This is a genomic window from Pseudomonas sp. SDO5215_S409, from assembly GCF_054071325.1.
The window spans coordinates 66,430-89,114 of record NZ_JBSVWN010000004.1; the positions used below are offsets into that span (position 1 = coordinate 66,430).

A 22,685-nucleotide genomic window follows, 5' to 3' on the forward strand; every position below is an offset into this window, starting at 1 on the left:
CGTGCAAAATTGTGGCGAAAAGCTATCAGGCGGCGTCAGATCCCGACGCTGCCGACAACGTTAATGTAGGGCAGGACACCTGCTTCCATCTCTATCGCGGGGACACATGCAGACACTTAAGGTCGATCTTGGCGAGCGCAGCTACCCGATCCATATTGGCGAAGGTTTGTTGGACCAGCCCGAGTTGCTCGCACCGCATATTGCCGGGCGGCAAGTGGCGATTATCTCCAACGAAACAGTCGCGCCGCTTTATCTTGAGCGTCTGAGCCGCAGCCTCGCGGCGTATTCGGTGATCTCGGTGGTGCTGCCCGATGGCGAGGCGCACAAAAACTGGGAAACCCTGCAACTGATCTTCGACGGCCTGCTGACGGCCCGTCATGACCGTCGTACCACGGTGATCGCCCTGGGCGGCGGTGTGATTGGCGACATGGCCGGTTTTGCGGCCGCGTGTTACCAGCGCGGCGTGGATTTCATCCAGGTGCCGACCACGCTGCTGTCCCAGGTCGACTCGTCGGTGGGCGGCAAGACCGGTATCAACCACCCGTTGGGCAAGAACATGGTCGGTGCGTTCTATCAGCCCAACGTGGTGCTGATCGACACCGCCACGCTCAACACCCTGCCGCCGCGCGAGCTGTCGGCGGGGCTGGCGGAAGTCATCAAGTACGGGCTGATCTGCGATGAGCCGTTCCTCACCTGGCTGGAAGAACACGTAGACGCCCTGCGCAGCCTGGACCAGGTGGCGCTGACCGAAGCCATTTCACGCTCCTGCGCGGCCAAGGCCCTGGTGGTGAATGCGGACGAGCGCGAGTCTGGCGTGCGCGCCACCTTGAACCTGGGCCATACCTTTGGCCATGCGATCGAGACACACATGGGCTATGGTGTCTGGTTGCACGGGGAGGCCGTAGCGGCTGGCACGGTGATGGCGCTGGAAATGTCCCAGCGCCTGGGCTGGATCAGCGCCCAGGAGCGCGATCGCGGTATCCGTCTGTTCCAGCGCGCCGGGTTGCCGGTCATTCCTCCCGAGGAGATGAGCGAGGCGAATTTCCTTGAACACATGGCGGTAGACAAGAAAGTGCTCGACGGTCGTCTGCGTCTGGTCCTGCTGCGCCGCATGGGCGAAGCGGTCGTGACCGACGACTACCCGAAAGAGATTTTACAGGCCACGCTGGGAGCGGATTACCGCGCCCTGGCCCAGCTCAAAGGTTAACCAGATCCTGATGACTAGTTTGCATGCCGACGAGGCGTTCCTCGGTCACTACCAGTTAAGCCACGACCCCTTTGCGCCACGGGTGCCCGGCTTCAAGTTTTTCCCTGCGCAACGCAAGCCGGTGCTGGGGCAACTGCACCACCTGGCCCGCTACAGCCAGCTGCTGCTGGTGGTCACAGGCCCGCTGGGCAGCGGCAAGACCCTGCTGCGCCAGGCGCTGGTGGCCAGCACCAACAAGCAATCGGTACAGAGCGTGGTGGTGTCCGCCCGTGGCGCCGGGGATGCGGCTGGCGTGTTGCGCCAGGTGGCGCAGGCCCTCGACGTGGCCCAGGCCGAGCCGAACGCGATCCTCAAGCAAGTGGTGCAACTGGGCCTGACCGGCCAGGAAGTCTACTTGCTGGTGGACGATGCCGAGCAACTGGACGAATCCGCCCTGGAGGCGCTGCTGGCGCTGGCCGCCGGTACGCCGGAAGGCCGCCCGCATGTGTTCCTGTTTGGCGAGTCGTCGCTGATCGCCCAGCTGGACCAGTTGAGCGGCGAGCAGGAGCTGTTTCACGTCATCGAATTGCAGCCTTACGAAGAAGAAGAAACCCGCGAATACCTGGCCCAACGTCTTGAAGGGGCAGGGGCCGGCATCGAACTTTTTTCCGCTGCGCAGATCTCTGATATTCACGAAAGCTCCGACGGCTGGCCTGGCACTATCAACCAGGTCGCCCGGGATGCCATGATCGAAGCAATGATTGCCAGCCGCTCTGCGGTGAAGCGTCCAAAGATGGGGTTCACCATGCCGAAGAAACACGTATTGGCAATTTCTGCCGTTGTTGTGGTCGCCGTTGCCGCCGCCTGGCTGATTCCGGGGCGCAACAAGGCGCCGACCACCGCTGGCGCACCCACCGAGCAGGCGCAACTGCCGCTGGGCAAGCCTACGCCAAACGTCGAGTTCGCCAATTCCGGCCAGCCCACCAACTTACCGATGGTCGGCCAGCCGGTGATGCGTGGCCCGTTGGCCCAAGAGGCCGGTGGTATTTCCGAAGGCGATGACGGTGTGCCGGTGGAAGGCTCTAGCGCCACGCCGCCGACCGTGACCACTACAGCGCCACCTGCAGGCGTACCGGCAGGCCCGGCACCCACGCCTACGGCCAAGCCGACGCCAGCACCGACCGTGGCCACCGCCAAACCAGCACCGGCGCCTGTCACCAAGCCTGTTGCTGCGGCCCCGGCGGCCAAACCTGCACCTGCGGCCAAACCGGCTGAAAAACCGGCCGCCACCGTGGCCAAGGCTGGCGCAACCGGCGGTGCGGGCAGCAGCTGGTACACCAGCCAACCAGCGGGCCACTTTGTGGTACAAATCCTGGGCACCAGCTCTGAAGCCAACGCGCAGAGTTTCGTCAAGGAACAGGGCGGCGAGTACCGTTACTTCAAGAAAGTGCTCAACGGCAAGCCTCTCTACGTGATCACTTACGGCAGCTTCCCGAGCCGCGCCGCTGCCGATACCGCTATCAAGGCCTTGCCAGCGAAGGTTCAGGCTGGTAAACCTTGGCCTCGCACTGTCGCCAGCGTCCAACAGGAACTGGCCACAACTCGCTGAAGATCCGGCGGCCTTACCCAGGCCGCCCTCCCGGCACCTCAAAAAAAACCGCAAGTGCGTGCTGCCCTCAAGGCCGCGCGCTTTGTGGTGTCTGCGTCACAGTGGCTTTTGAGTCGTAGCGGTCTGAACTAAAAAAGTTTTGACTAGCACAGCATATCGCTTTAAACCTTTCATAAATGCGACACGAATTTGCGACATTTCGTCGCTAAATTTGTGGGCGTCTGTGTCGGTGTGTACAATGACCTCCCTTTTGCCCCCGCAAAGCTGGCGTACGTTCAGCGTGGAAAGGTAACTGGATGAATTGAAAAGAAATTTGCCTCGGTAACAGAGGCAGCCTGGTGAGAAAGTGTCTATGAAAGCAGGTCTGTACCAACCCGATGAATTCAAGGATAACTGCGGTTTCGGCCTGATAGCCCACATGCAGGGCGAGCCCAGTCATACCCTTTTGCAAACGGCCATCGAGGCCCTGACCTGCATGACCCACCGCGGTGGGATCAACGCCGACGGCAAGACCGGTGACGGTTGCGGCTTGCTGATTCAAAAGCCCGACCTGTTCCTGCGCGCCATTGCCAAAGAGCAATTTGGCACCGACCTGCCCAAGCAATACGCCGTGGGCATGGTGTTCTTCAACCAGGACCCGGTAAAAGCCGAGGCTGCTCGCGAGAACATGAACCGCGAGATCCTGGCCGAAGGCCTGCAACTGGTCGGCTGGCGCAAAGTGCCGATCGACACCCGCGTACTCGGCCGCCTGGCCCTGGAGCGTCTGCCGCAGATCGAGCAGGTGTTCATCGCCGCCGACGGCCTGAGCGACCAGGACATGGCGATCAAGCTGTTCAGCGCCCGTCGTCGTTCGTCCGTGGCCAACGCCGCCGATGCCGATCACTACATCTGCAGCTTTTCCCACAAGACCATCATTTACAAAGGCCTGATGATGCCGGCGGACCTCACCGCCTTCTATCCAGACCTGAGCGACGAGCGCCTGCAAACCGCCATCTGCGTGTTCCACCAGCGCTTCTCCACCAACACCTTGCCGAAATGGCCGCTGGCCCAGCCATTCCGCTTCCTCGCCCACAACGGCGAGATCAACACCATCACCGGTAACCGCAACTGGGCCCAGGCCCGTCGCACCAAGTTCACCAACGACCTGATGGACCTGGAAGAGCTCGGCCCGCTGGTCAACCGCGTGGGTTCGGACTCCTCCAGCATGGACAACATGCTCGAGCTGATGGTGACCGGCGGCATCGACCTGTTCCGTGGCGTGCGCATGATCATTCCGCCCGCGTGGCAGAACGTTGAAACCATGGACCCCGACCTGCGGGCGTTCTATGAGTACAACTCCATGCACATGGAACCGTGGGACGGCCCGGCCGGCGTGGTAATGACCGACGGTCGCTACGCCGTGTGCCTGCTCGACCGTAACGGCCTGCGCCCGGCGCGTTGGGTGACCACCACCAACGGCTTCATCACCCTCGCGTCGGAAATCGGCGTGTGGAACTACAAGCCCGAAGACGTCATCGCCAAAGGCCGCGTGGGCCCTGGCCAGATCCTGGCCGTGGACACCGAAACCGGGCAGATCCTCGACACCGACGCCATCGACAACCGCTTGAAGTCGCGTCACCCGTACAAGCAATGGCTGCGCAAGAACGCCCTGCGCATCCAGGCGACCATGGAAGACAACGACCACGGTTCGGCCTTTTACGACGTTGACCAGCTCAAGCAGTACATGAAGATGTACCAGGTCACGTTTGAAGAGCGCGACCAGGTGCTGCGCCCGCTCGGCGAGCAAGGCTACGAAGCGGTCGGCTCCATGGGCGATGACACGCCGATGGCCGTGCTGTCCCAGCGCGTGCGCACGCCGTACGACTACTTCCGCCAGCAGTTCGCGCAGGTCACCAACCCGCCGATCGACCCGCTGCGCGAAGCCATCGTGATGTCGCTGGAAGTGTGCCTGGGCGCCGAACGCAACATCTTTGAAGAGTCGCCGGAACACGCCTCGCGCGTGATCCTCAGCTCGCCGGTCATTTCCCCGGCCAAGTGGCGCTCGCTGATGACCCTGGACCGCCCGGGCTTCGACCGCCAGATCATCGACCTGAACTACGACGAGAGCGTGGGCCTTGAAGCCGCCGTGCGTAACGTCGCCGACCAGGCCGAAGAAGCCGTGCGTGCCGGGCGTACCCAGATCGTCCTGAGCGACCGCCATATCGCCCCGGGCAAACTGCCGATCCACGCATCGCTCGCCACCGGCGCGGTGCACCACCGCCTGACCGAAAAAGGCCTGCGCTGCGACTCCAACATCCTCGTCGAAACCGCCACCGCCCGCGACCCGCATCATTTTGCGGTGCTGATCGGTTTCGGCGCCTCGGCGGTGTACCCGTTCCTGGCCTACGAAGTGCTGGGCGATTTGATCCGTACCGGCGAAGTGCTGGGCGACCTTTACGAAGTGTTCAAAAACTACCGTAAAGGCATCACCAAGGGCCTGCTCAAGATCCTGTCGAAGATGGGTATTTCCACCATCACCTCGTATCGGGGCGCGCAACTGTTCGAGGCCATCGGCCTGTCTGAAGAAGTCTGCGACTTGAGCTTCCGTGGCGTGCCAAGCCGCATCAAGGGTGCACGTTTCGTCGACATCGAAGCCGAACAAAAAGCCTTGGCAGCCGAAGCCTGGAGCGCGCGCAAGCCGATCCAGCAAGGCGGCCTGCTCAAGTTCGTACACGGTGGCGAGTACCACGCCTACAACCCGGACGTGGTCAACACCCTGCAAGCCGCCGTGCAGCAGGGCGACTACGCCAAGTTCAAGGAATACACCGCGCTGGTGGACAACCGCCCGGTGTCGATGATCCGCGACCTGTTCAAGGTGAAAACCCTGGACACCGCGCTGGACATCAGCGAAGTCGAGCCGCTGGACGCGATCCTCAAGCGCTTCGATTCCGCCGGTATTTCCCTGGGCGCCCTGTCGCCGGAAGCCCACGAAGCCCTGGCCGAAGCCATGAACCGCCTGGGTGCGCGTTCCAACTCCGGCGAAGGCGGTGAAGACCCGGCGCGTTACGGCACCATCAAAAGCTCGAAAATCAAGCAAGTGGCCACCGGCCGTTTTGGTGTGACCCCCGAATACCTGGTCAACGCCGAAGTGCTGCAGATCAAAGTGGCCCAGGGCGCCAAGCCCGGTGAGGGCGGCCAACTGCCGGGCGGCAAGGTCAACGGCCTGATCGCCAAACTGCGTTATGCCGTACCGGGCGTGACCCTGATTTCGCCGCCGCCGCACCACGACATCTATTCGATTGAAGACTTGTCGCAGCTGATTTTCGACTTGAAACAAGTCAACCCCCAGGCCCTGGTTTCCGTGAAACTGGTGGCCGAAGCGGGCGTGGGCACCATCGCTGCTGGCGTGGCCAAGGCTTATGCGGACCTGATCACCATCTCCGGCTACGACGGCGGCACGGGCGCATCGCCCCTGACCTCCATCAAATACGCTGGTGCACCGTGGGAACTGGGCCTGGCCGAAACCCACCAGACCCTGCGCGGCAACGACCTGCGCGGCAAAGTGCGGGTACAGACCGACGGCGGCCTGAAAACCGGCCTCGACGTGATCAAGGCCGCGATCCTCGGCGCCGAAAGCTTTGGCTTCGGCACCGCGCCCATGATCGCGCTGGGCTGCAAATACCTGCGCATCTGCCACCTGAACAACTGCGCCACCGGCGTGGCGACCCAGAACGAGAAGCTGCGCAAGGATCACTACATCGGCACCGTCGACATGGTGGTGAACTTCTTCACCTACGTCGCCGAAGAAACGCGTGAGTGGCTGGCCAAGCTGGGCGTGCGCTCGCTGCAAGAGCTGATCGGGCGGACCGACCTGCTGGAAGTCCTGCAAGGCCAGACCGCCAAGCAGCACCACCTGGACCTGACCCCGCTGCTGGGCAGCGACCACATCCCGGCCGACAAGCCTCAGTTCTGCGGCGTGGAGCGTAACCCGCCGTTCGACAAGGGCCTGCTCGCCGAGCAGATGGTCGACATCGCCGCCTCGTCGATCAACGACGCCAGCGGTGGTGAGTTCGCGCTGGATATCTGCAACTGCGACCGTTCGATCGGCGCACGCATCTCCGGCGAAATCGCGCGTAAGCACGGCAACCAAGGCATGGCCAAGGCGCCAATCACCTTCCGCTTCAAAGGCACGGCGGGTCAGAGCTTTGGCGTGTGGAACGCCGGCGGCCTGCACATGTACCTGGAAGGCGACGCCAACGACTACGTAGGCAAAGGCATGACCGGCGGCAAGCTGGTGATCGTTCCGCCGGTAGGCAGCGTCTACAAGACCCAGGAAAGCGCGATCATCGGCAACACCTGCCTGTACGGTGCCACTGGCGGCAAACTGTTCGCAGCCGGTACGGCGGGCGAGCGTTTTGCGGTGCGTAACTCCGGGGCCCACACCGTGGTGGAAGGCACGGGCGATCACTGCTGCGAGTACATGACCGGCGGTTTCGTCGCCGTTCTGGGCAAGACCGGTTACAACTTCGGTTCGGGCATGACCGGCGGTTTCGCCTACGTGCTCGACCAGGACAACACCTTTGTCGACAAGGTCAACCACGAGTTGGTCGAGATCCAGCGGATCAGCGGCGAAGCGATGGAATCCTACCGTAACCACTTGCAGCACGTGCTGGACGAGTACGTCGAGGAAACCGGCAGCGAATGGGGGCGTAACCTCGCCGAAAACCTTGACGATTACCTGCGCCGTTTCTGGCTGGTCAAGCCCAAGGCGGCCAACCTGAAATCGTTGCTTTCCAGCATCCGTGCCAACCCGCAGTGATATGCGCCTGAAGAGTTTGATGAGGTTTTAACATGGCTGAACGTCTGAATAACGACTTCCAGTTCATCGATGTCGGGCGCAAAGATCCGAAGAAGAAACTGTTGCGTCAACGCAAGAAAGAGTTCGTGGAAATCTACGAACCCTTCAAACCCCAGCACTCGGCCGACCAGGCCCACCGCTGCCTGGGGTGTGGCAACCCGTATTGCGAGTGGAAGTGCCCGGTGCACAACTTCATTCCCAACTGGCTCAAGTTGGTGGCCGAGGGCAACATCCTCGCCGCCGCCGAGCTGTCGCACCAGACCAACACCCTGCCGGAAGTGTGCGGCCGGGTGTGCCCGCAAGACCGTCTGTGCGAGGGGGCCTGCACCCTTAACGACGGCTTCGGCGCGGTCACTATCGGCTCGGTGGAGAAGTACATCACCGACACCGCGTTCGCCATGGGCTGGCGCCCGGACATGTCCAAGGTCAAGCCGACCGGCAAGCGCGTCGCCATCATCGGCGCGGGCCCGGCGGGCCTGGGCTGTGCCGACGTGCTGGTGCGGGGCGGCGTGACCCCGGTGGTGTTCGACAAGAACCCGGAAATCGGCGGCCTGCTGACCTTCGGTATTCCCGAGTTCAAGCTGGAAAAGACCGTCCTGAGCAACCGTCGCGAAGTGTTCACCGGCATGGGTATCGAGTTCCGTCTCAATACCGAAGTGGGCAAGGACGTGACCATGGAGCAACTGCTTGCCGAATACGACGCCGTGTTCATGGGCATGGGCACCTACACCTACATGAAAGGCGGCTTTGCCGGTGAGGACCTGCCGGGCGTGCATGACGCGCTGGACTTCCTGATCGCCAACGTCAACCGCAACCTGGGCTTTGAAAAGTCGCCGGAAGATTTCGTCGACATGAAAGGCAAAAAGGTTGTGGTGCTGGGCGGTGGCGACACCGCGATGGACTGCAACCGCACCTCGATTCGCCAGGGCGCCAAGGCCGTGACCTGTGCTTATCGCCGTGACGAAGCGAACATGCCGGGCTCGCGCAAAGAGGTGAAGAACGCCAAGGAAGAGGGCGTGAAATTCCTCTACAACCGCCAGCCAATCGCCATCGTGGGTGAGGACAAGGTCGAAGGCGTGAAAGTGGTCGAGACGCGCCTTGGCGAGCCCGACGCCCGTGGCCGTCGCAGCCCCGAGCCGATCCCGGGTTCCGAAGAGATCATCCCGGCCGACGCCGTGGTCATCGCTTTCGGCTTCCGCCCAAGCCCGGCGCCGTGGTTCGAGCAGTTCGACATCCAGACCGACAGCCAGGGCCGTGTAGTCGCCCCGGAGCAGGGCCAATACAAGCACCAGACCAGCAACCCGAAAATCTTCGCCGGTGGCGACATGGTGCGCGGGTCTGACCTGGTGGTAACCGCCATCTTCGAAGGCCGCAACGCCGCCGAAGGCATCCTGGACTACCTGCAGGTCTGATCACCTTTCACTCTGAAAGGCGATCAGTGGTCGCGGCTGGAGTATGACGGCCTGCTGCGACAAATCGACCCGATAGATAAAAGGCACGGCTCATCCCGTGCCTTTTACGTCGCGCTCTGAGAAAATGCCCGCACTTTTTTTGCGGATGCCGACATGACTGCCCTCAAGAACGACCGTTTCCTTCGTGCCCTGCTCAAGCAACCCGTAGACGTCACGCCCGTGTGGATGATGCGTCAAGCCGGTCGCTACCTGCCGGAATACCGCGCCAGCCGCGCCCATGCAGGCGACTTCATGAGCCTGTGCATGAACCCGGAATTCGCTTGCGAAGTCACGCTGCAACCGTTGGACCGCTACCCGCAACTGGACGCGGCCATCCTGTTTTCCGACATCCTGACCATCCCCGATGCGATGGGCCAAGGCCTGTACTTTGAAACCGGCGAAGGCCCGCGTTTCAAGAAAGTCGTCAGCACCCTGGCCGACATCGAAGCCTTGCCGATTCCCGATCCGCACAAGGACCTGGGCTACGTCATGAACGCGGTCAGCACCATCCGCCGCGAACTCAACGGCCGCGTGCCGCTGATCGGTTTCTCCGGCAGCCCCTGGACCCTGGCCACCTACATGGTCGAAGGCGGCTCGTCCAAGGACTTTCGCAAGACCAAGGCCATGCTCTACGACAACCCGCAGGCCATGCACCTGTTGTTGGACAAGCTGGCGCAGTCGGTGACGTCCTACCTTAACGGCCAGATCCAGGCCGGCGCGCAAGCCGTGCAGATCTTCGACACCTGGGGCGGTAGCCTGTCGGCGGCGGCCTACCAGGAATTTTCCCTGGCCTACATGCGCAAAATCGTCAGCGGCCTGATCCGCGAGCACGAAGGCCGCAAGGTGCCGGTGATCCTGTTCACCAAAAACGGCGGCCTGTGGCTGGAAAGCATTGCCGATGTCGGCGCCGATGCACTCGGCCTGGACTGGACCTGCGACCTGGGCGACGCCCGCCGCCGTGTCGGCAACCAGGTGGCGCTGCAAGGCAACATGGACCCGACCGTGCTGTACGCCAAGCCGGAGGCCATCCGCGCCGAAGTCGGCCGTATCCTCGCCAGCTACGGCAAGGGCAGCGGGCACGTGTTCAACCTGGGTCACGGCATTACGCCGGAAGTCGACCCGGAGCACGCGGGCGCGTTCCTGCGGGCGGTGCATGAGTTGTCGGCGCAGTATCACGAGTGAGTGCAGCCCGTTAAAAAAACGCCCGGTCAATGCCGGGCGTTTTTAATTCATTTCAACCAGAGACATGCCCCGTTATGCCGAGGCCGTCATGAGGGCACTCAGGCCTTCGCCTCCTGCAACGGCGCCAGCTTCGCCAGCCTCAACGCCACCAGCAGCGCCCCAATCAGCAGCGCCACGATAAACCCGCCAATCCCGTTCCACCCGGCGAAATGCCAAAAGAACCCGCCCGCTGTACCGGCAATACTCGACCCCACGTAATAGGTGAACAGGTACAGCGACGACGCCTGCCCCTTGGCCTTCACCGCGCGCCGCCCGATCCAGCTGCTGGCCACCGAGTGCGCGCCGAAAAAGCCGAAGGTAAAGATCAGCATGCCGGGGGCCACCAGCCACAGTGGGGTGAACAGGGTCAGGGTGACCCCGACGAGCATCAGCACAATGGTGCCCCACAGCACGCGGCGGCGGCCGAGGCGGTCGGCCAGCGAGCCGATTTTCGCCGAGCTGTAGATGCCCGAGAGGTACACCAGCGACAAGAGGCCCACCACCGTCTGGCTCAGGTCGTACGGGGCGGCCAGCAAGCGGTAGCCGATGTAGTTGAACAGCGTGACAAAGCTGCCCATCAGCAAAAAGCCTTCCAGAAACAGCCACGGCAGGCCCGCGTCTTTAAAGTGCACGGTGAAGCCGTCCAGCAGGGTGCGTGGCTTGAGGCTGCTGGCGCGAAAGTTGCGCGATTCGGGGAGGATTTTCCAGAACACTGTCGCCGCCACCAGCGCCAGGGCACCGATGATCAGCATTGCGGTGTGCCAGCTCACGAAGTCGATCAGCACGCCGATGATCAACCGACCGCTCATGCCACCGATGGCATTGCCGCCGATGTACAGGCCCATGGCCAGGCCGATGTGCTGCGGGTGGATCTCTTCGCTCAGGTACGTCATCGCCACGGCCGCTAGGCCGCTCAAGGACAAGCCCACCAGCGCCCGCATCAGCAGGATCCCTTCCCAGCTCGGCATCAGGCCGCTGGCAATGGTGCAGAGTGCGGCGCTGAACAGCGCGGTGACCATGACCGGCTTGCGCCCCAGCGTGTCGGAAATCGGCCCGGTGATCAGTAGGCCGCAGGCGAGCATCGCCGTGGCCACCGACAGGATCAAGCTGCTCTGCGCCGCATTGATCGCGTATTCGTGAGACAGCGCCGGCATCATCGGTTGCACGCAATACAGCAACGCAAACGTGGCGAACCCCCCGGAAAACAGCGCCAGCACCGTGCGCATGAACATCGGCGTGCCTTTTTCGATGTACGGCGCGTTGAGTTGTGCCACCACCTCATCCAAAGCGGTGGGCGGGACGTGTTGCGCGGGTGCAGCGACAGCAGATTTCACGGGGGACCTCGGGGAGGAAAGGCTGCCAGGACAGGCAATGAAAAAAGAATATAGCTGGCTAACGATTCTTTCCAATATATTATTCGACCTATTTGATAGCTTTTACGACCTAATGAGGTGTGCATGGAATTGCGCCATCTGCGTTACTTCATCGCCGTGGCTGAAGAGCTGCACTTTGGCCGCGCCGCCCAGGTGCTGGGCATCTCGCAACCGCCGCTGAGCCAGCAGATTCAGGCGCTGGAACACCAGTTGGGCGCGCGGTTGTTCGAGCGCACCAACCGTCGGGTCGAGCTGAGCGAGGCGGGAAGGCTGTTCCTGCAAGAGGCGCGGCTGGTGCTGGCGCAGGTGGACAAGGCGGCAGACGTGGCACGCCGGGCGCAGTTGGGAGAGCTGGGGGAACTGAAGATCGGCTTCACCTCTTCGGCGCCGTTCAACGCCAGCATCCCACAGGCGATCTTCGCGTTTCGCCAGGCGTTCCCGGCGGTGCATTTGAACCTGGAAGAAATGAGCAGTACCGGTGTCGCCGAGTCCTTGGTGGACGAGTCGATCCAGGTGGGCCTGATGCGCCCGTTGCCCTTGCCCGATTCATTGAACGTGGTGGAGCTGATGCGCGAGCCGTTGGTCGCCGTGCTCAGTGCGGGCCACCCGTTGGTGGAAGGCAGCGAGCGCGGTTTATTCATGGCGCAATTGGCCGAAGAACCCTTCGTGTTTTTCCCGCGCACTTACGGCAGTGGTTTGTATGCGCAATTGCTGAACCTGGCCCGGGATGCGGGGTTTAGCCCGCGCTTCGCGCAGGAGGCGGGGGAGGCGATGACCATCATCGGCCTGGTAGCGGCAGGGTTGGGCGTGTCGGTGCTGCCCGCGTCGTACCAGCGCATCCGGATCGATGGCGTGGTTTACCGCACGCTGCTGGATGAAGAGGCGATGACGGCGGTCTGGCTGGTGCAGCGCAAGGGGCGGCAATCGCCCATGGCGCGGGCCTTTGTCGAGTTGTTGACGCGTAAGGTGGTCGCCTGAAGCGTTGATTTTTTGAGTGCGTATGTAGGATTGCGCTTATCAAGACGCAGGACAGCGACGAACAAGGTAGCGAATGAGCGCTTTTGCCCTCTACACTCGATGACTCATAGACACACGGAGGTTTTTCCATGCGGCGCGTGGTGTTCAACCAAAAAGGCGGTGTCGGCAAGTCCAGCATTGCCTGCAACCTGGCGGCGGTCAGCGCCAGCGAAGGCTATCGAACCCTGTTGGTCGACCTTGACGCTCAGGCCAACTCGACTCAGTACCTCACCGGGCTGACCGGCAGCGATATCCCCATGGGCATTGCCGATTTCTTCAAGCAGACCCTGTCGTCCGGGCCGTTCTCGAAGAAAAACCAGGTGGATATCTACGAAACCCCGTTCGACAACTTGCACGTCATCACGGCCACGCCTGAGCTGGCAGACCTGCAGCCCAAGCTTGAAGCCAAGCACAAGATCAACAAGCTGCGAAAGCTGCTGGATGAGTTGAGTGAGGATTACGACCGGATCTACCTGGACACCCCGCCCGCCCTGAACTTTTATGCGGTTTCGGCGTTGATCGCGGCAGACCGTGTGTTGATCCCCTTCGATTGCGACAGCTTCTCGCGCCAGGCGCTGTATGGCCTGATGGCCGAGATCGACGAGTTGAAAGATGACCACAACGAAGGCCTGGAAGTGGAAGGGATCGTGGTCAACCAGTTCCAGGCCCGGGCCAGCCTGCCGCAGCAAATGCTCGACGAGTTGATCGCCGAAGGTTTGCCGGTGCTGCCGGTGTACCTGGGCAGCTCGGTGCGCATGCGCGAGTCGCACCAGGCGAGCAAACCGCTAATTCACCTGGACCCCAAGCACAAGCTGACCTTGCAGTTTGTGGAGCTGCATAACCTGCTGGAAAACGCCTGACCTTTACGGGAGCGGGCGAATCAGCGCCCGCTCATCGGGTCAAATCCCTTGGCTGCGCAGCCAGCCCATCAATTGCGGCAACGCAAACGCGCCGCTCTGGCGCGCCACTTCACGGCCGTTCTTGAACAGAATCAGGCTGGGAATCGAACGAATCCGCAACTGCGCCGACAACGACTGATTGGCCTCGCTGTCCAGCTTGGCCAACCGGCACCGGCCCGCCAACTGCCCGGCCGCCTGTTCAAACACCGGTGCAAACGACTTGCACGGCCCGCACCAGTCGGCCCATACATCCACCAGCAGCGGCAAGTCGCCCTTGATCTGGCTGGCGTAGTCACCCTGTTTCAAGTCAAAGGACGTGCTCAGCAGCACCGGCTGCTTGCACCGCCCACACTTGGGCGCATCCCCCAGGCGTTCGCCGGGGATGCGGTTTAGCCCGTTGCAATGGGGGCAGGGGATAACAAGGGGGGTGGACATGGGAAAGGATCCTTCGGGTGGCCAATAGCTTCTATTTGGCGTTGGGGCGTTGATTTATCAAGGCCTCACCGGGTGACTCATGCGCTCACAGTCTGGCAGGAGCCGATCTTGCCTTGAGTGCCTAGGCTGTTGAGGCCCGTTTTAAAAGACGCCGTTGGTCAGTGCGCAAATATCGCAATTTGCGATGCTCGGGTTTCGGGATTAACCTTCACAGTACGATGCGATAAGGATGTTGCATGCGAGTCATCAGCGAAAAAAGGATTTGGCAAGCCAAGGAGAAATGGCCCCGTGCGTCAACGGCGTTGGATGAGTGGTATCGCCGGGTGAAGCGCAACAGCCCCGACGATTTCGCTTCGATGAAGGGCATGTTTCCCGCGACAGATAAGGTGGGACCTTTCCATGTGTTCGATATCGGGGGCAACAAGCTGAGGCTGATCGCCGTGGTGCACTATCAGGCGCAGCGAATTTATATCAAGTACCTGCTGGATCATCGTGAATATGAGCAAGGTAAATGGAAGGAAACCCACAGATGAGCGCACTCATCAGGCAGGCCGCTGAACACTGGCAATTTGTATCCGCGCTGCTGCGTAAACCTAAAAGCGAGGCGGACTACGATGAGCTGGTCAACGCCCTTGACGAGCTTCTGGAACTGATCGGCGAAGACGAGTCCAGCCCTCTCATGAGTCTGGTGGATATTCTCAGTGACTGGATCGAGGCCTACGACCGCGAGCATCGGCCAATGCCGGTCGTCAGTGGTGTAGAGGTGCTACGCGCCTTGCTGCGTGAGCACGGTTTGACGCAAAGCGACCTGCCCGGCGTGGGGACCCAGTCGGTGGTGTCAGAGATCTTGAGCGGTAAACGCCAGCTCAACGTGCGGCAAATTCGCTGGCTGGCGGAGCGTTTCGGGCTTAGCGTGGAAACCTTTATCTAGCAGCCCCTACGACGAACAACTGATCTCCAGATGCTTGCCCCAATCCGGCGGCCGCTGCGCGTAGCGTTCCATCCCGGGTTGTTCCTCGAACGGTTTGCTCAGCACTTCATGCAACCGGCGTACTTCGCTGTAGTCGCCTGATTCGGCCGCGGTGATGGCGTTCTGCGCCAAATAGTTGCGCAGGATGTAGAGCGGATTCACCGCGTGCATGCGCGCGCGGCGGTGTGTTTGGGTGGCGGTGCCATCGCGCTCGGTACGGGCGGTGTACTGCTGGGCCCAGGCATCGAAGCCTTGGAGGTCGACAAAGTCATCGCGCAAACGCGCCACGGCCTGCGCAGCGGGTTCGTCCCCCAGCGTTCGGAAAAACAGCGTGTAGTCGACGGCGCTGTTCTGCATCAACTTGAGCAGTTGCTCGACCAGCGCCTGGTCGTCGTCTTCGGCGGTGGTGAAGCCCAGGCGGCGGCGCATCAGGTCCAGGTAATGGGCCTGGAACAGCGGCAGGTACAGGCCGAGGGTTTCGCGCAGGGCCTCGACGCTGATAAACGGCGTGAGGGCCTGGGCCAGCGCGCTGAGGTTCCATTGGCCGATCGGCACCTAGTTGCTGAAGGAATAACGGCCTTCGTGGTCCGAATGGTTGCAGATGAAATGCGCGTCGAAATCATCCAGAAACGCAAACGGCCCGAAGTCGAAGGTGATGCCCAATATCGACAGGTTGTCAGTGTTCATCACCCCGTGACAAAACCCGTAGGCCTGCCATTTGGCGATCAGCTCGGCATTGCGCTCCACGATTTCGCGAAACATCGCCAGGTACGGTTCGGGCTGTTCCAGGCATTCGGCAAAGTGCAGTGACAGCACATGCTCGGCCAGTTGCTTTTGCAGCTCGGGCTTTTTGGTGTAGTAAAAATATTCGAAATGGCCAAAGCGGACATGGCTCTGGGCCAGCCGCAGCACCATGGCGGCCCGTTCCTGTTTTTCACGCCATACCTGTGTGCTCGAGCCGATCACGCAGGCGGCGCGGCTGCTGGGAATGCCCAGTGCATGCAGCGCCTCGGACGCCAGGAACTCACGAATCGAGGACCGCAACACCGCCCGCCCGTCGCCCATGCGTGAATACGGGGTTTGCCCGGCGCCCTTGAGGTGCAGGTCCCAATGCTCACCGGCGGCGTTGTACACCTCGCCCAGCAACAAGCCCCGGCCATCGCCGAGTTGCGGGTTGTAGGAACCAAATTGATGCCCTGAATACACCATCGCCCGGGGCTCGGCCTCTGCCCACAGCTTGTGCCCGCTGAACAGCTCGGCGAACACGGGCGTTTCGGCCACCGCCGGGTCCAGGTCCAGCAGCGCCATGGCCGCAGGGCTTGCCACCACCAGGCGCGGCTCGTCGATGGGCTCGGGCAGGACGTGGGTTGAGAAACCGTCGCCCAGGCGGGCGAAGCGGTTGTCGAAGGTCAGTTCGTCGAGGGCTTTCAACGGCCATCTCCAGCAGAATGTCCGAGCATTCTGCTGGGGATAGCGCGTTTAGTCGAGTTTGCCGGGGGCATCGTTGGCCGGCTTGGGCGGGCCGTCCACTTCCACCAGCTTGTATTCCTGGCCGTGCAGGTTCTTGAGGTACACCTCCATCTGCCGGAACGAGATGTTGATGTGATGGTTCTTGAACTCGCGGTTGATGAAGCGGTTGACCTCGTCGATCACCGGGTTGCGGTCGCCCAGGTCACGCACGTGCATGCGCAGTTCGTGGTCCAGGGTGCTCTCACCGAAGTTGAGGAAGTACACGTGGGGTTCCGGTTCTTTCAACACGCGCGGGTTTTCTCGGGCGGCCTTGAGTAACAATTCCTTCACTAGGTCCAGGTCGGAGCCGTAGTCCACGCCGAGTTTGAGGGTGACCCGCGTGATGGTGTCGGTCAGCGACCAGTTGATGAGCTGCCCGGTGATAAACGTCTTGTTCGGGACAATGATGTCCTTGCGATCGAAGTCGGTGATGGTGGTGGCGCGGATGCGAATCTTGCTCACCGTGCCCGACAGGTTGCCGATGGTGATGGTGTCGCCGATGCGCACCGGGCGCTCGAACAGGATCATGATGCCGGAGATAAAGTTGGCGAAGATCTCCTGCATCCCGAAGCCCAACCCCACTGACAGCGCCGCCACCAGCCACTGCAACTTGTCCCAGCTCACGCCCAGGGTAGACAGCGTGGACACAAAACCGACCCCGGCGATCACGTAGGACAGCAACGTGGTCGTGGCATAGGCGCTGCCCTGCGCCAGGTCGAGTTTGGACAGCACCAGCACTTCCAGCAGGCCCGGCAAGTTGCGCGCCAGGGCAAAGGTGATGCCGACAATGATCGAGGCGCCCAGCAAGTCGCCGATGCTGATCGGCACCATGCTGATGTTGGCGCCGGTGCCGCTGGTGTATTCGTAGAGGGTCACGTTGTCCAGGTACGAGAACACCGTGATCAGGTCTTTCCACACCCAGTACAGCGCCGCGATAAAGCCACCGAGCAGGGCCAGGCGGATCAGGCGCAGGGACTGTTCGTTGACCTTTTCGATGTCCAGGGTCGGCTCTTCGATCACCGCTTCGCCGTCACCGGCTTCCTTGGCGGCCTGGCGCTTGGCCAGGGCGCGCGAATAAGCCAGGCGCCGCGCCGCCACGCTCAGGCCGCGAACAAAGGTGGCCTCGATCACCAGCCAGAACATCAGCAGGTACAAGGTGTTGATCAGCCGGTCGCTGAGCTTGAGCGCGGTGTAGTAGTAGCCAAAACACACGGCGATAAACAGCGCGATGGGCAACGCGGTGAACACCAGGCCCACGGCCTTGCGAAACAGCGAGGCTTTTTCATGGGTCGGGCTGTTGAGCAGCAAACGCCCCAGCAGCCAGGCCATCAAGGCGTAGCAGGTCAGCACCACGCCGATGCCGAGCACATCGTCTGACAGCGCCGCCGGTTGATGCTCGGCAATCGCCACCACGGCCACCAGGGCCAGCACCACCAGCCCGAGCTTGCGCACCCAGCCCTGGAGAAATTCGACCTGGGGTTTTTCCCAGCGAAAATGCAGCTCGGCCACGCCGCCGGGCGCCAGGATCCGGTAGGCGGTGTAGAACACCATCCACGCCTGGGCGATTTGCAGCAGGGCCGCGCCGAGGTTGGCGTTTTGCCCGCGGGCGTCGATCTGCAGCGCATAGCCGCACAAGGCCAGGCCCAGCGCCACCGGCATTGCCAGCAGGATGTTCACCAGGATCGCCACTGGCGTGTGCCATTGGCTGTCGCGCTTGAAGTGGCCGATGTCCAGGTGGATTTTTTTCAGTCGCTCGTACAGCGCGTTGCGCCGCCACAGCAAGGCGCCGATCAGCAACAGCAGTGGCAAAAACAGCAGCGGGCGCTGGGTGAGGCCGTCATACAGCTCGCTGACGCTGGACACCCACGGCAGCGTGGTGACCTGCTTGCTCAGGTGCGCCGGGACGGTTTCCAGCCACTCGGTGTCCAGCGGTTTGTTGCTGGGAATCCAGAACATCTGCTCGTCCAGCGTGGCGCGCAGGGCCGTCGCGGTGCTGAGCAGTTGCTTCTGGTTCAGTTGCAGGGTGATGGACTCGTTAAGCAGCGCGCTCAGCTCCCGGCTCAGGCGCTCGAGCAGGTCGCTGCGGGTGATCGCCAGTTCCAGCAGGGTGCGCCGCAGCGGTGGCGTGACCTGGTCGGCGGGCTGGGTGGCCAGCAGGTTGTCGACGTAGGTGCCGGGGGTGCTGATCAGTTCGCGCTGCTGGTTGACCTCAAACTGGTACAGGCGAATGTTGGCGATGTCGTCCGCCAGGTCGCGGTCCACGATCAGGCGGGGCAGAGCCTGTTTCTGCTTGTAGAGGATCTTGGACAGCAACAGGCTGCCGCGCAGCACGTTGATCTGCTCGTCCAGGGCCGAGTCGCTTTGGGTCACGCTGTCGAGCTGTTGCTTGGTCTGCAGGTTTTTCTGGGTCAGCTCGTTGAGCCGGTCGGTGCTTTTAAGCAAATAGTCGGAGAGCTTCAGGTTGGCCGCGCTTTCCGTGGCCAACAGGCTGCTGCCCCCGGCTTTTTGGGCTTCGATGGACTGCTGGGTCACGGTTTCCTGGGACTGGGCCAGGCGTTTCTGGTTGATCAGGGTTTGCAGGTCCTGGATTTCCTGCTCCAGGCGCGTGGTTTTTTCCAGGACCAGGTCGTGCTGGCTGTTGCCCAGGTCTTGCAACTGGCTGTTGCCGGCCAGCTCCTGGCGGCGCAGCGGGATCAAGGCGTTCAGGGCGGCAAGCTCGGCGTTGAGCTGGTTGCGCTGGTCGCCGCCCAGGGTCTTGCCGTTGTCTTTACCCGTCTTGAGGGTGGCGTTGATCTGCTGGATGCGGGTCTGGCTGTTGCTGATTTCGGTCTGGGCGCGCTCGGGGCGGGTCTGGGCGGCGATGGTCAGGCTGTTGGCGTCGGCCAGTTCCTTTTGCAGGTCGCCCTGCTGGGTGGTGCGCTGCACCAGCAGTTGTTCGAGTTGCGGCACCGGCAGGTTGGCGTAGCGTTGCTCCACCGGGACCACCTTGGTGGCCTTGAGCCGCACCAGCTCGCGCTGGTTTTCCGCTGTCTGGCGGGGCGCGTCGTCCAGTTGGCGCTTGAGGTCGACCAGGCGCTGCTGGTAATCCTGTTGGTTGCCCAGGTACGTCAGGGTCTGCTGCAAGAGGGTTTGCAGCGCCTTCATGTCGACATCGGCCAGTTTACGGTCGGGCAGTTTGTCCAGGGTTTGCTGGACAGACTCGGCGCTCGGCGGGTCGGCGGCCTGTACGGTGCCGACACAGAGACTCAGGCCCAGCAGGGCAGTGGCTAAAAAAGTGCGCAGGATTGTCATAGAGACCGGTCGAACAAAATGTAGAAGGTGGGGGCGCCTGGCGTCGAATGCGCCGTCGCCCCGCAGTTTAGAGGAAGAGCCCGGGGCCCGGGCGACTTCCTTCGGGGAATCTGACGCCGACTTTGCCGATCTTGTTCCCGTCCATGACCGCGACGGTCCAGATGGTGTTGTTCCATTCCACCTGGTCGCCGACGATCGGGGCGCCGCCGACTTTCTGGGCGATGAAGGTGCTCAGCGGCAGATCCGCGTCCACGCCTTCAAGCTTGAGGCCGTACAACGCCGACACCGCACCCAGTTGCGCGTCGCCTTCGAGTACAAAGTCGCCGAAGAAGCGCAGGTCCAGGCCCCGCTGCGGCGCCTGGCTGAACAGTTTGCCCAGGGCCGGCAGGTTGTGTTCATGGCCGATCACGCACAGCAGGTCGTCGACCTCCAGCACCGTACTACCCGACGGATGGAGCAGTTGCTGGCCACGAAACAGCGCCGCGATCCGCGTGCCTTCGGGCATTTTCAGTTCGCGCAGGGCGGCGCCGATGCACCATTTTTCCGCGCCCAGGCGGTAGACGAACAGCTCCCACTCACTGGTGACGTGCACTTCCAGGGCCGCCCGGGAAATGGGCGCAGGCTCCGGCGGCACCGTCACTTTGAGCAGCTTGGCGACCCACGGCAGGCTTGTGCCTTGCACCAGCAGTGAGACCAGCACGATAAAAAACGCGAGGTTGAAGTACAGCTGCGCATGGGGCAGCCCGGCCATCAGCGGGAACACCGCCAGAATGATCGGCACCGCGCCGCGCAGGCCCACCCAGGCGATAAAGGCTTTTTCGCGCCCGTGGAACGCCTTGAACGGCAACAGCCCGGCGGCCACCGACAGCGGCCGCGCCACCAGAATCATCCACAGCGCCAGGCCCAGGGCGGGCAGGGCGATGGGCAGCAAGTCATGCGGGGTGACCAGCAGGCCCAGCACTAGGAACATGCCGATCTGCGCCAGCCACGCCATGCCGTCGAGCATGTGCAGGATGCCGTGGCGGCTGCGCACCGGGCGGTTGCCCACCACCAGGCCACACAAATACACCGCCAAAAAGCCGCTGCCGTGCAGGGCGTTGGTCAGCGCAAATACCACCAGGCCACCGGCGATCACCAGGATCGGGTACAGGCCGTTGGCCAGGTTGATACGGTTGACCATCTGCAACATCAGCCAGCCGCCGCCCAGGCCGATGAAGCCACCAATGCCGAACTCGCGGATCAGGTGCGTCAACAGGCTCCAGTGCAGGCCGGTCTGGCCGCTGGCGAGCATGTCGATCAGGGTCACGGTGAGAAACACCGCCATCGGGTCGTTGCTGCCGGACTCGATTTCAAGGCTGGCGCTGACCCGTTCGTTCAGGCCCTTGCCGCCCAGCAGCGAGAACACCGCGGCCGCGTCCGTGGAGCCGACAATGGCGCCGATCAGCAGGCCTTGAATGATGTTCAGGTCAAACAGCCACGCCGCCGCCATGCCGGTGAGGCCCGTGGTGATCAGCACCCCCACCGTGGCCAGCGACAACGCGGGCCAGAGTGCCACGCGGAAACTCGCCACCCGCGTGCGCAGGCCGCCGTCGAGCAGAATCACCGCCAGTGCAAGGTTGCCTACCAGGTAAGCCGTGGGGTAGTTGTCAAAGATAATGCCGCCGCCATCGACGCCCGCCACCATGCCCACGGCCAGGATAATCACCAGGATGGGGATGCCCAGGCGGGACGACAGGGAGCTCACCAGAATGCTTGCACCTACCAGCAACGCGCCGATCAAGAACAGGCTGTTGATGGTCGTCGCATTCAAAGGCAGTACTCCATGAGCAGGGAAGACGAGGCGCAGAGTGACCATGCAGTCTGCGTGCCAGCGATTCTAACCTGTTGAATTGTGGTGCTGTCAAAAAGGATTTTGCGCGTCGGCGTGTGCCGATGCCCTGTGTGGATTGGGGCACGCAAGGCGCCAGGGGCGAGCGAACCCGCCCGCTCCCTGCGCGCTGTTGCCACGGGTTAGAGGCGAAAGCGGCCCACCATCCCGTTCAGGTCCACCGCCAGGCGTGACAGCTCGTTGCTCGCCGAGCTGGTCTGGCTCGCGCCCGTGGCCGATTGCACCGACAGGTCGCGGATGTTCACCAGGTTGCGGTCCACTTCCCGCGCGACCTGGGCCTGTTCTTCCGCTGCGCTGGCGATCACCAGGTTGAGCTCGTTGATCTCGACCACCGCTGTATTGATAGTCTCCAGCGACAAGCCCGCACCCTTGGCGATGTTCAGCGTCGATTCCGCCCGTTCGGTGCTGTTGCGCATCGAGTCCACCGCGTGTTCGGTGCCCTCCTGGATGCTGGCGATCATCCGTTCGATCTCGCGGGTCGACTGCTGCGTGCGATGGGCCAGTGCGCGCACTTCGTCGGCCACCACGGCAAACCCTCGCCCGGCTTCCCCGGCGCGAGCCGCTTCGATGGCGGCGTTCAAGGCCAGCAGGTTGGTCTGGTCGGCCAGGCCACGAATCACGTCCAGCACCTTGCCGATGTCCCGGGACTCGTCAGCCAGGTTGCCGATCAGCGTAGCCGTGGCCTGCACATCACTGCTCATGCGTTCGATGGCGCTGACGGTTTCCTGCACCAGGTCGCGCCCGTCGCCCGCCGACGCGGCGGCGTTGTGCGAGGCCTCAGAGGTGCTGACCGCATTGCGGGCCACTTCTTCCACGGCGCTGGTCATCTGGTTGACGGCGGTGGCGGCCTGCTCGATTTCGTTGTTTTGTTGGGTAAGGCCGCGTGCGCTCTCGTCGGTGACGGCGTTCAGTTCTTCGGCGGCCGAGGCCAATTGGGTGGCTGAGCCAGCGATGCGTTGCAGGGTGTCACGCAGTTTTTCCTGCATGTTGACCATGGCC

14 protein-coding genes and 1 pseudogene are annotated in these 22,685 nt (G+C 62.5%); 9 read left to right on the forward strand and 6 right to left on the reverse strand.

Annotated features, from left to right (window positions below; all coding sequences use genetic code 11):
- Positions 1-106: 106 nt before the first annotated feature.
- The 5 genes from aroB to hemE all read left to right on the forward strand — a co-directional run bounded on the left by aroB (position 107) and on the right by hemE (position 10,265).
- The gene (gene aroB, locus ACW9H9_RS03165) at positions 107-1,207 is read left to right on the forward strand and encodes a 3-dehydroquinate synthase (protein ID WP_457341560.1); all 1,101 of its coding nucleotides are present in this window, start codon (positions 107-109) and stop codon (positions 1,205-1,207) included.
- Positions 1,208-1,217: 10 nt separating this feature from the next.
- Positions 1,218-2,795, forward strand: a complete 1,578-nt coding sequence (locus ACW9H9_RS03170) for an AAA family ATPase (RefSeq protein WP_457341561.1) — start codon at positions 1,218-1,220, stop codon at positions 2,793-2,795.
- Positions 2,796-3,147: 352 nt separating this feature from the next.
- Entirely contained in the window at positions 3,148-7,593 is a 4,446-nt protein-coding gene (gltB, locus tag ACW9H9_RS03175) for a glutamate synthase large subunit (protein ID WP_457341562.1), read from the forward strand.
- A gap of 32 nt (positions 7,594-7,625) precedes the next feature.
- The gene (locus ACW9H9_RS03180) at positions 7,626-9,044 is read left to right on the forward strand and encodes an FAD-dependent oxidoreductase (protein WP_457341563.1); all 1,419 of its coding nucleotides are present in this window, start codon (positions 7,626-7,628) and stop codon (positions 9,042-9,044) included.
- Positions 9,045-9,197: 153 nt separating this feature from the next.
- A complete protein-coding gene (hemE, locus tag ACW9H9_RS03185) occupies positions 9,198-10,265 on the forward strand; it encodes a uroporphyrinogen decarboxylase (protein ID WP_457341564.1) in 1,068 nt (355 codons plus the stop codon).
- Between the two features lie 98 nt (positions 10,266-10,363).
- On the opposite strand, the gene ACW9H9_RS03190 is transcribed toward hemE, so the two are convergent.
- Complete coding sequence (locus ACW9H9_RS03190; protein ID WP_457341681.1) at positions 10,364-11,590, reverse strand: MFS transporter; 1,227 nt, start codon at positions 11,588-11,590, stop codon at positions 10,364-10,366.
- A gap of 171 nt (positions 11,591-11,761) precedes the next feature.
- Here ACW9H9_RS03190 and ACW9H9_RS03195 point away from each other — a divergent pair, with 171 nt between their 5' ends.
- Positions 11,762-12,655, forward strand: coding sequence for a LysR substrate-binding domain-containing protein (locus ACW9H9_RS03195; protein WP_457341565.1), 894 nt, complete (start codon positions 11,762-11,764; stop codon positions 12,653-12,655).
- A gap of 128 nt (positions 12,656-12,783) precedes the next feature.
- The gene (locus ACW9H9_RS03200; protein WP_457341566.1) at positions 12,784-13,554 is read left to right on the forward strand and encodes a ParA family protein; all 771 of its coding nucleotides are present in this window, start codon (positions 12,784-12,786) and stop codon (positions 13,552-13,554) included.
- A 39-nt stretch (positions 13,555-13,593) separates the two neighbouring features.
- Here the strand turns inward: ACW9H9_RS03200 and trxC are convergent, their stop codons facing one another.
- Positions 13,594-14,028 carry a thioredoxin TrxC gene (gene trxC / locus ACW9H9_RS03205; protein ID WP_457341567.1) on the reverse strand — a complete coding sequence of 145 codons (435 nt, stop codon included), beginning with the start codon at positions 14,026-14,028 and terminating at the stop codon, positions 13,594-13,596.
- Positions 14,029-14,264: 236 nt separating this feature from the next.
- Here trxC and ACW9H9_RS03210 point away from each other — a divergent pair, with 236 nt between their 5' ends.
- Both ACW9H9_RS03210 and ACW9H9_RS03215 read left to right on the forward strand, forming a co-directional pair.
- Complete coding sequence (locus ACW9H9_RS03210; RefSeq protein WP_457341568.1) at positions 14,265-14,561, forward strand: type II toxin-antitoxin system HigB family toxin; 297 nt, start codon at positions 14,265-14,267, stop codon at positions 14,559-14,561.
- Entirely contained in the window at positions 14,558-14,959 is a 402-nt protein-coding gene (locus ACW9H9_RS03215; RefSeq protein WP_457341569.1) for a helix-turn-helix domain-containing protein, read from the forward strand. The genes ACW9H9_RS03210 and ACW9H9_RS03215 overlap by 4 nt, the downstream gene beginning before the upstream one ends.
- A gap of 6 nt (positions 14,960-14,965) precedes the next feature.
- Here the strand turns inward: ACW9H9_RS03215 and selO are convergent.
- From selO to ACW9H9_RS03235, 4 genes and pseudogenes are all read right to left on the reverse strand, one after another.
- A pseudogene (gene selO / locus ACW9H9_RS03220) lies at positions 14,966-16,429 on the reverse strand (protein adenylyltransferase SelO).
- 48 nt (positions 16,430-16,477) lie between these two features.
- On the reverse strand, positions 16,478-19,798 hold the full coding sequence (mscK, locus tag ACW9H9_RS03225; protein WP_457341570.1) for a mechanosensitive channel MscK: 3,321 nt from the start codon (positions 19,796-19,798) through the stop codon (positions 16,478-16,480).
- A gap of 67 nt (positions 19,799-19,865) precedes the next feature.
- Complete coding sequence (locus tag ACW9H9_RS03230; RefSeq protein WP_457341571.1) at positions 19,866-21,608, reverse strand: potassium/proton antiporter; 1,743 nt, start codon at positions 21,606-21,608, stop codon at positions 19,866-19,868.
- A gap of 200 nt (positions 21,609-21,808) precedes the next feature.
- Entirely contained in the window at positions 21,809-22,681 is an 873-nt protein-coding gene (locus ACW9H9_RS03235; protein ID WP_457341682.1) for a methyl-accepting chemotaxis protein, read from the reverse strand.
- Positions 22,682-22,685: the final 4 nt, after the last annotated feature.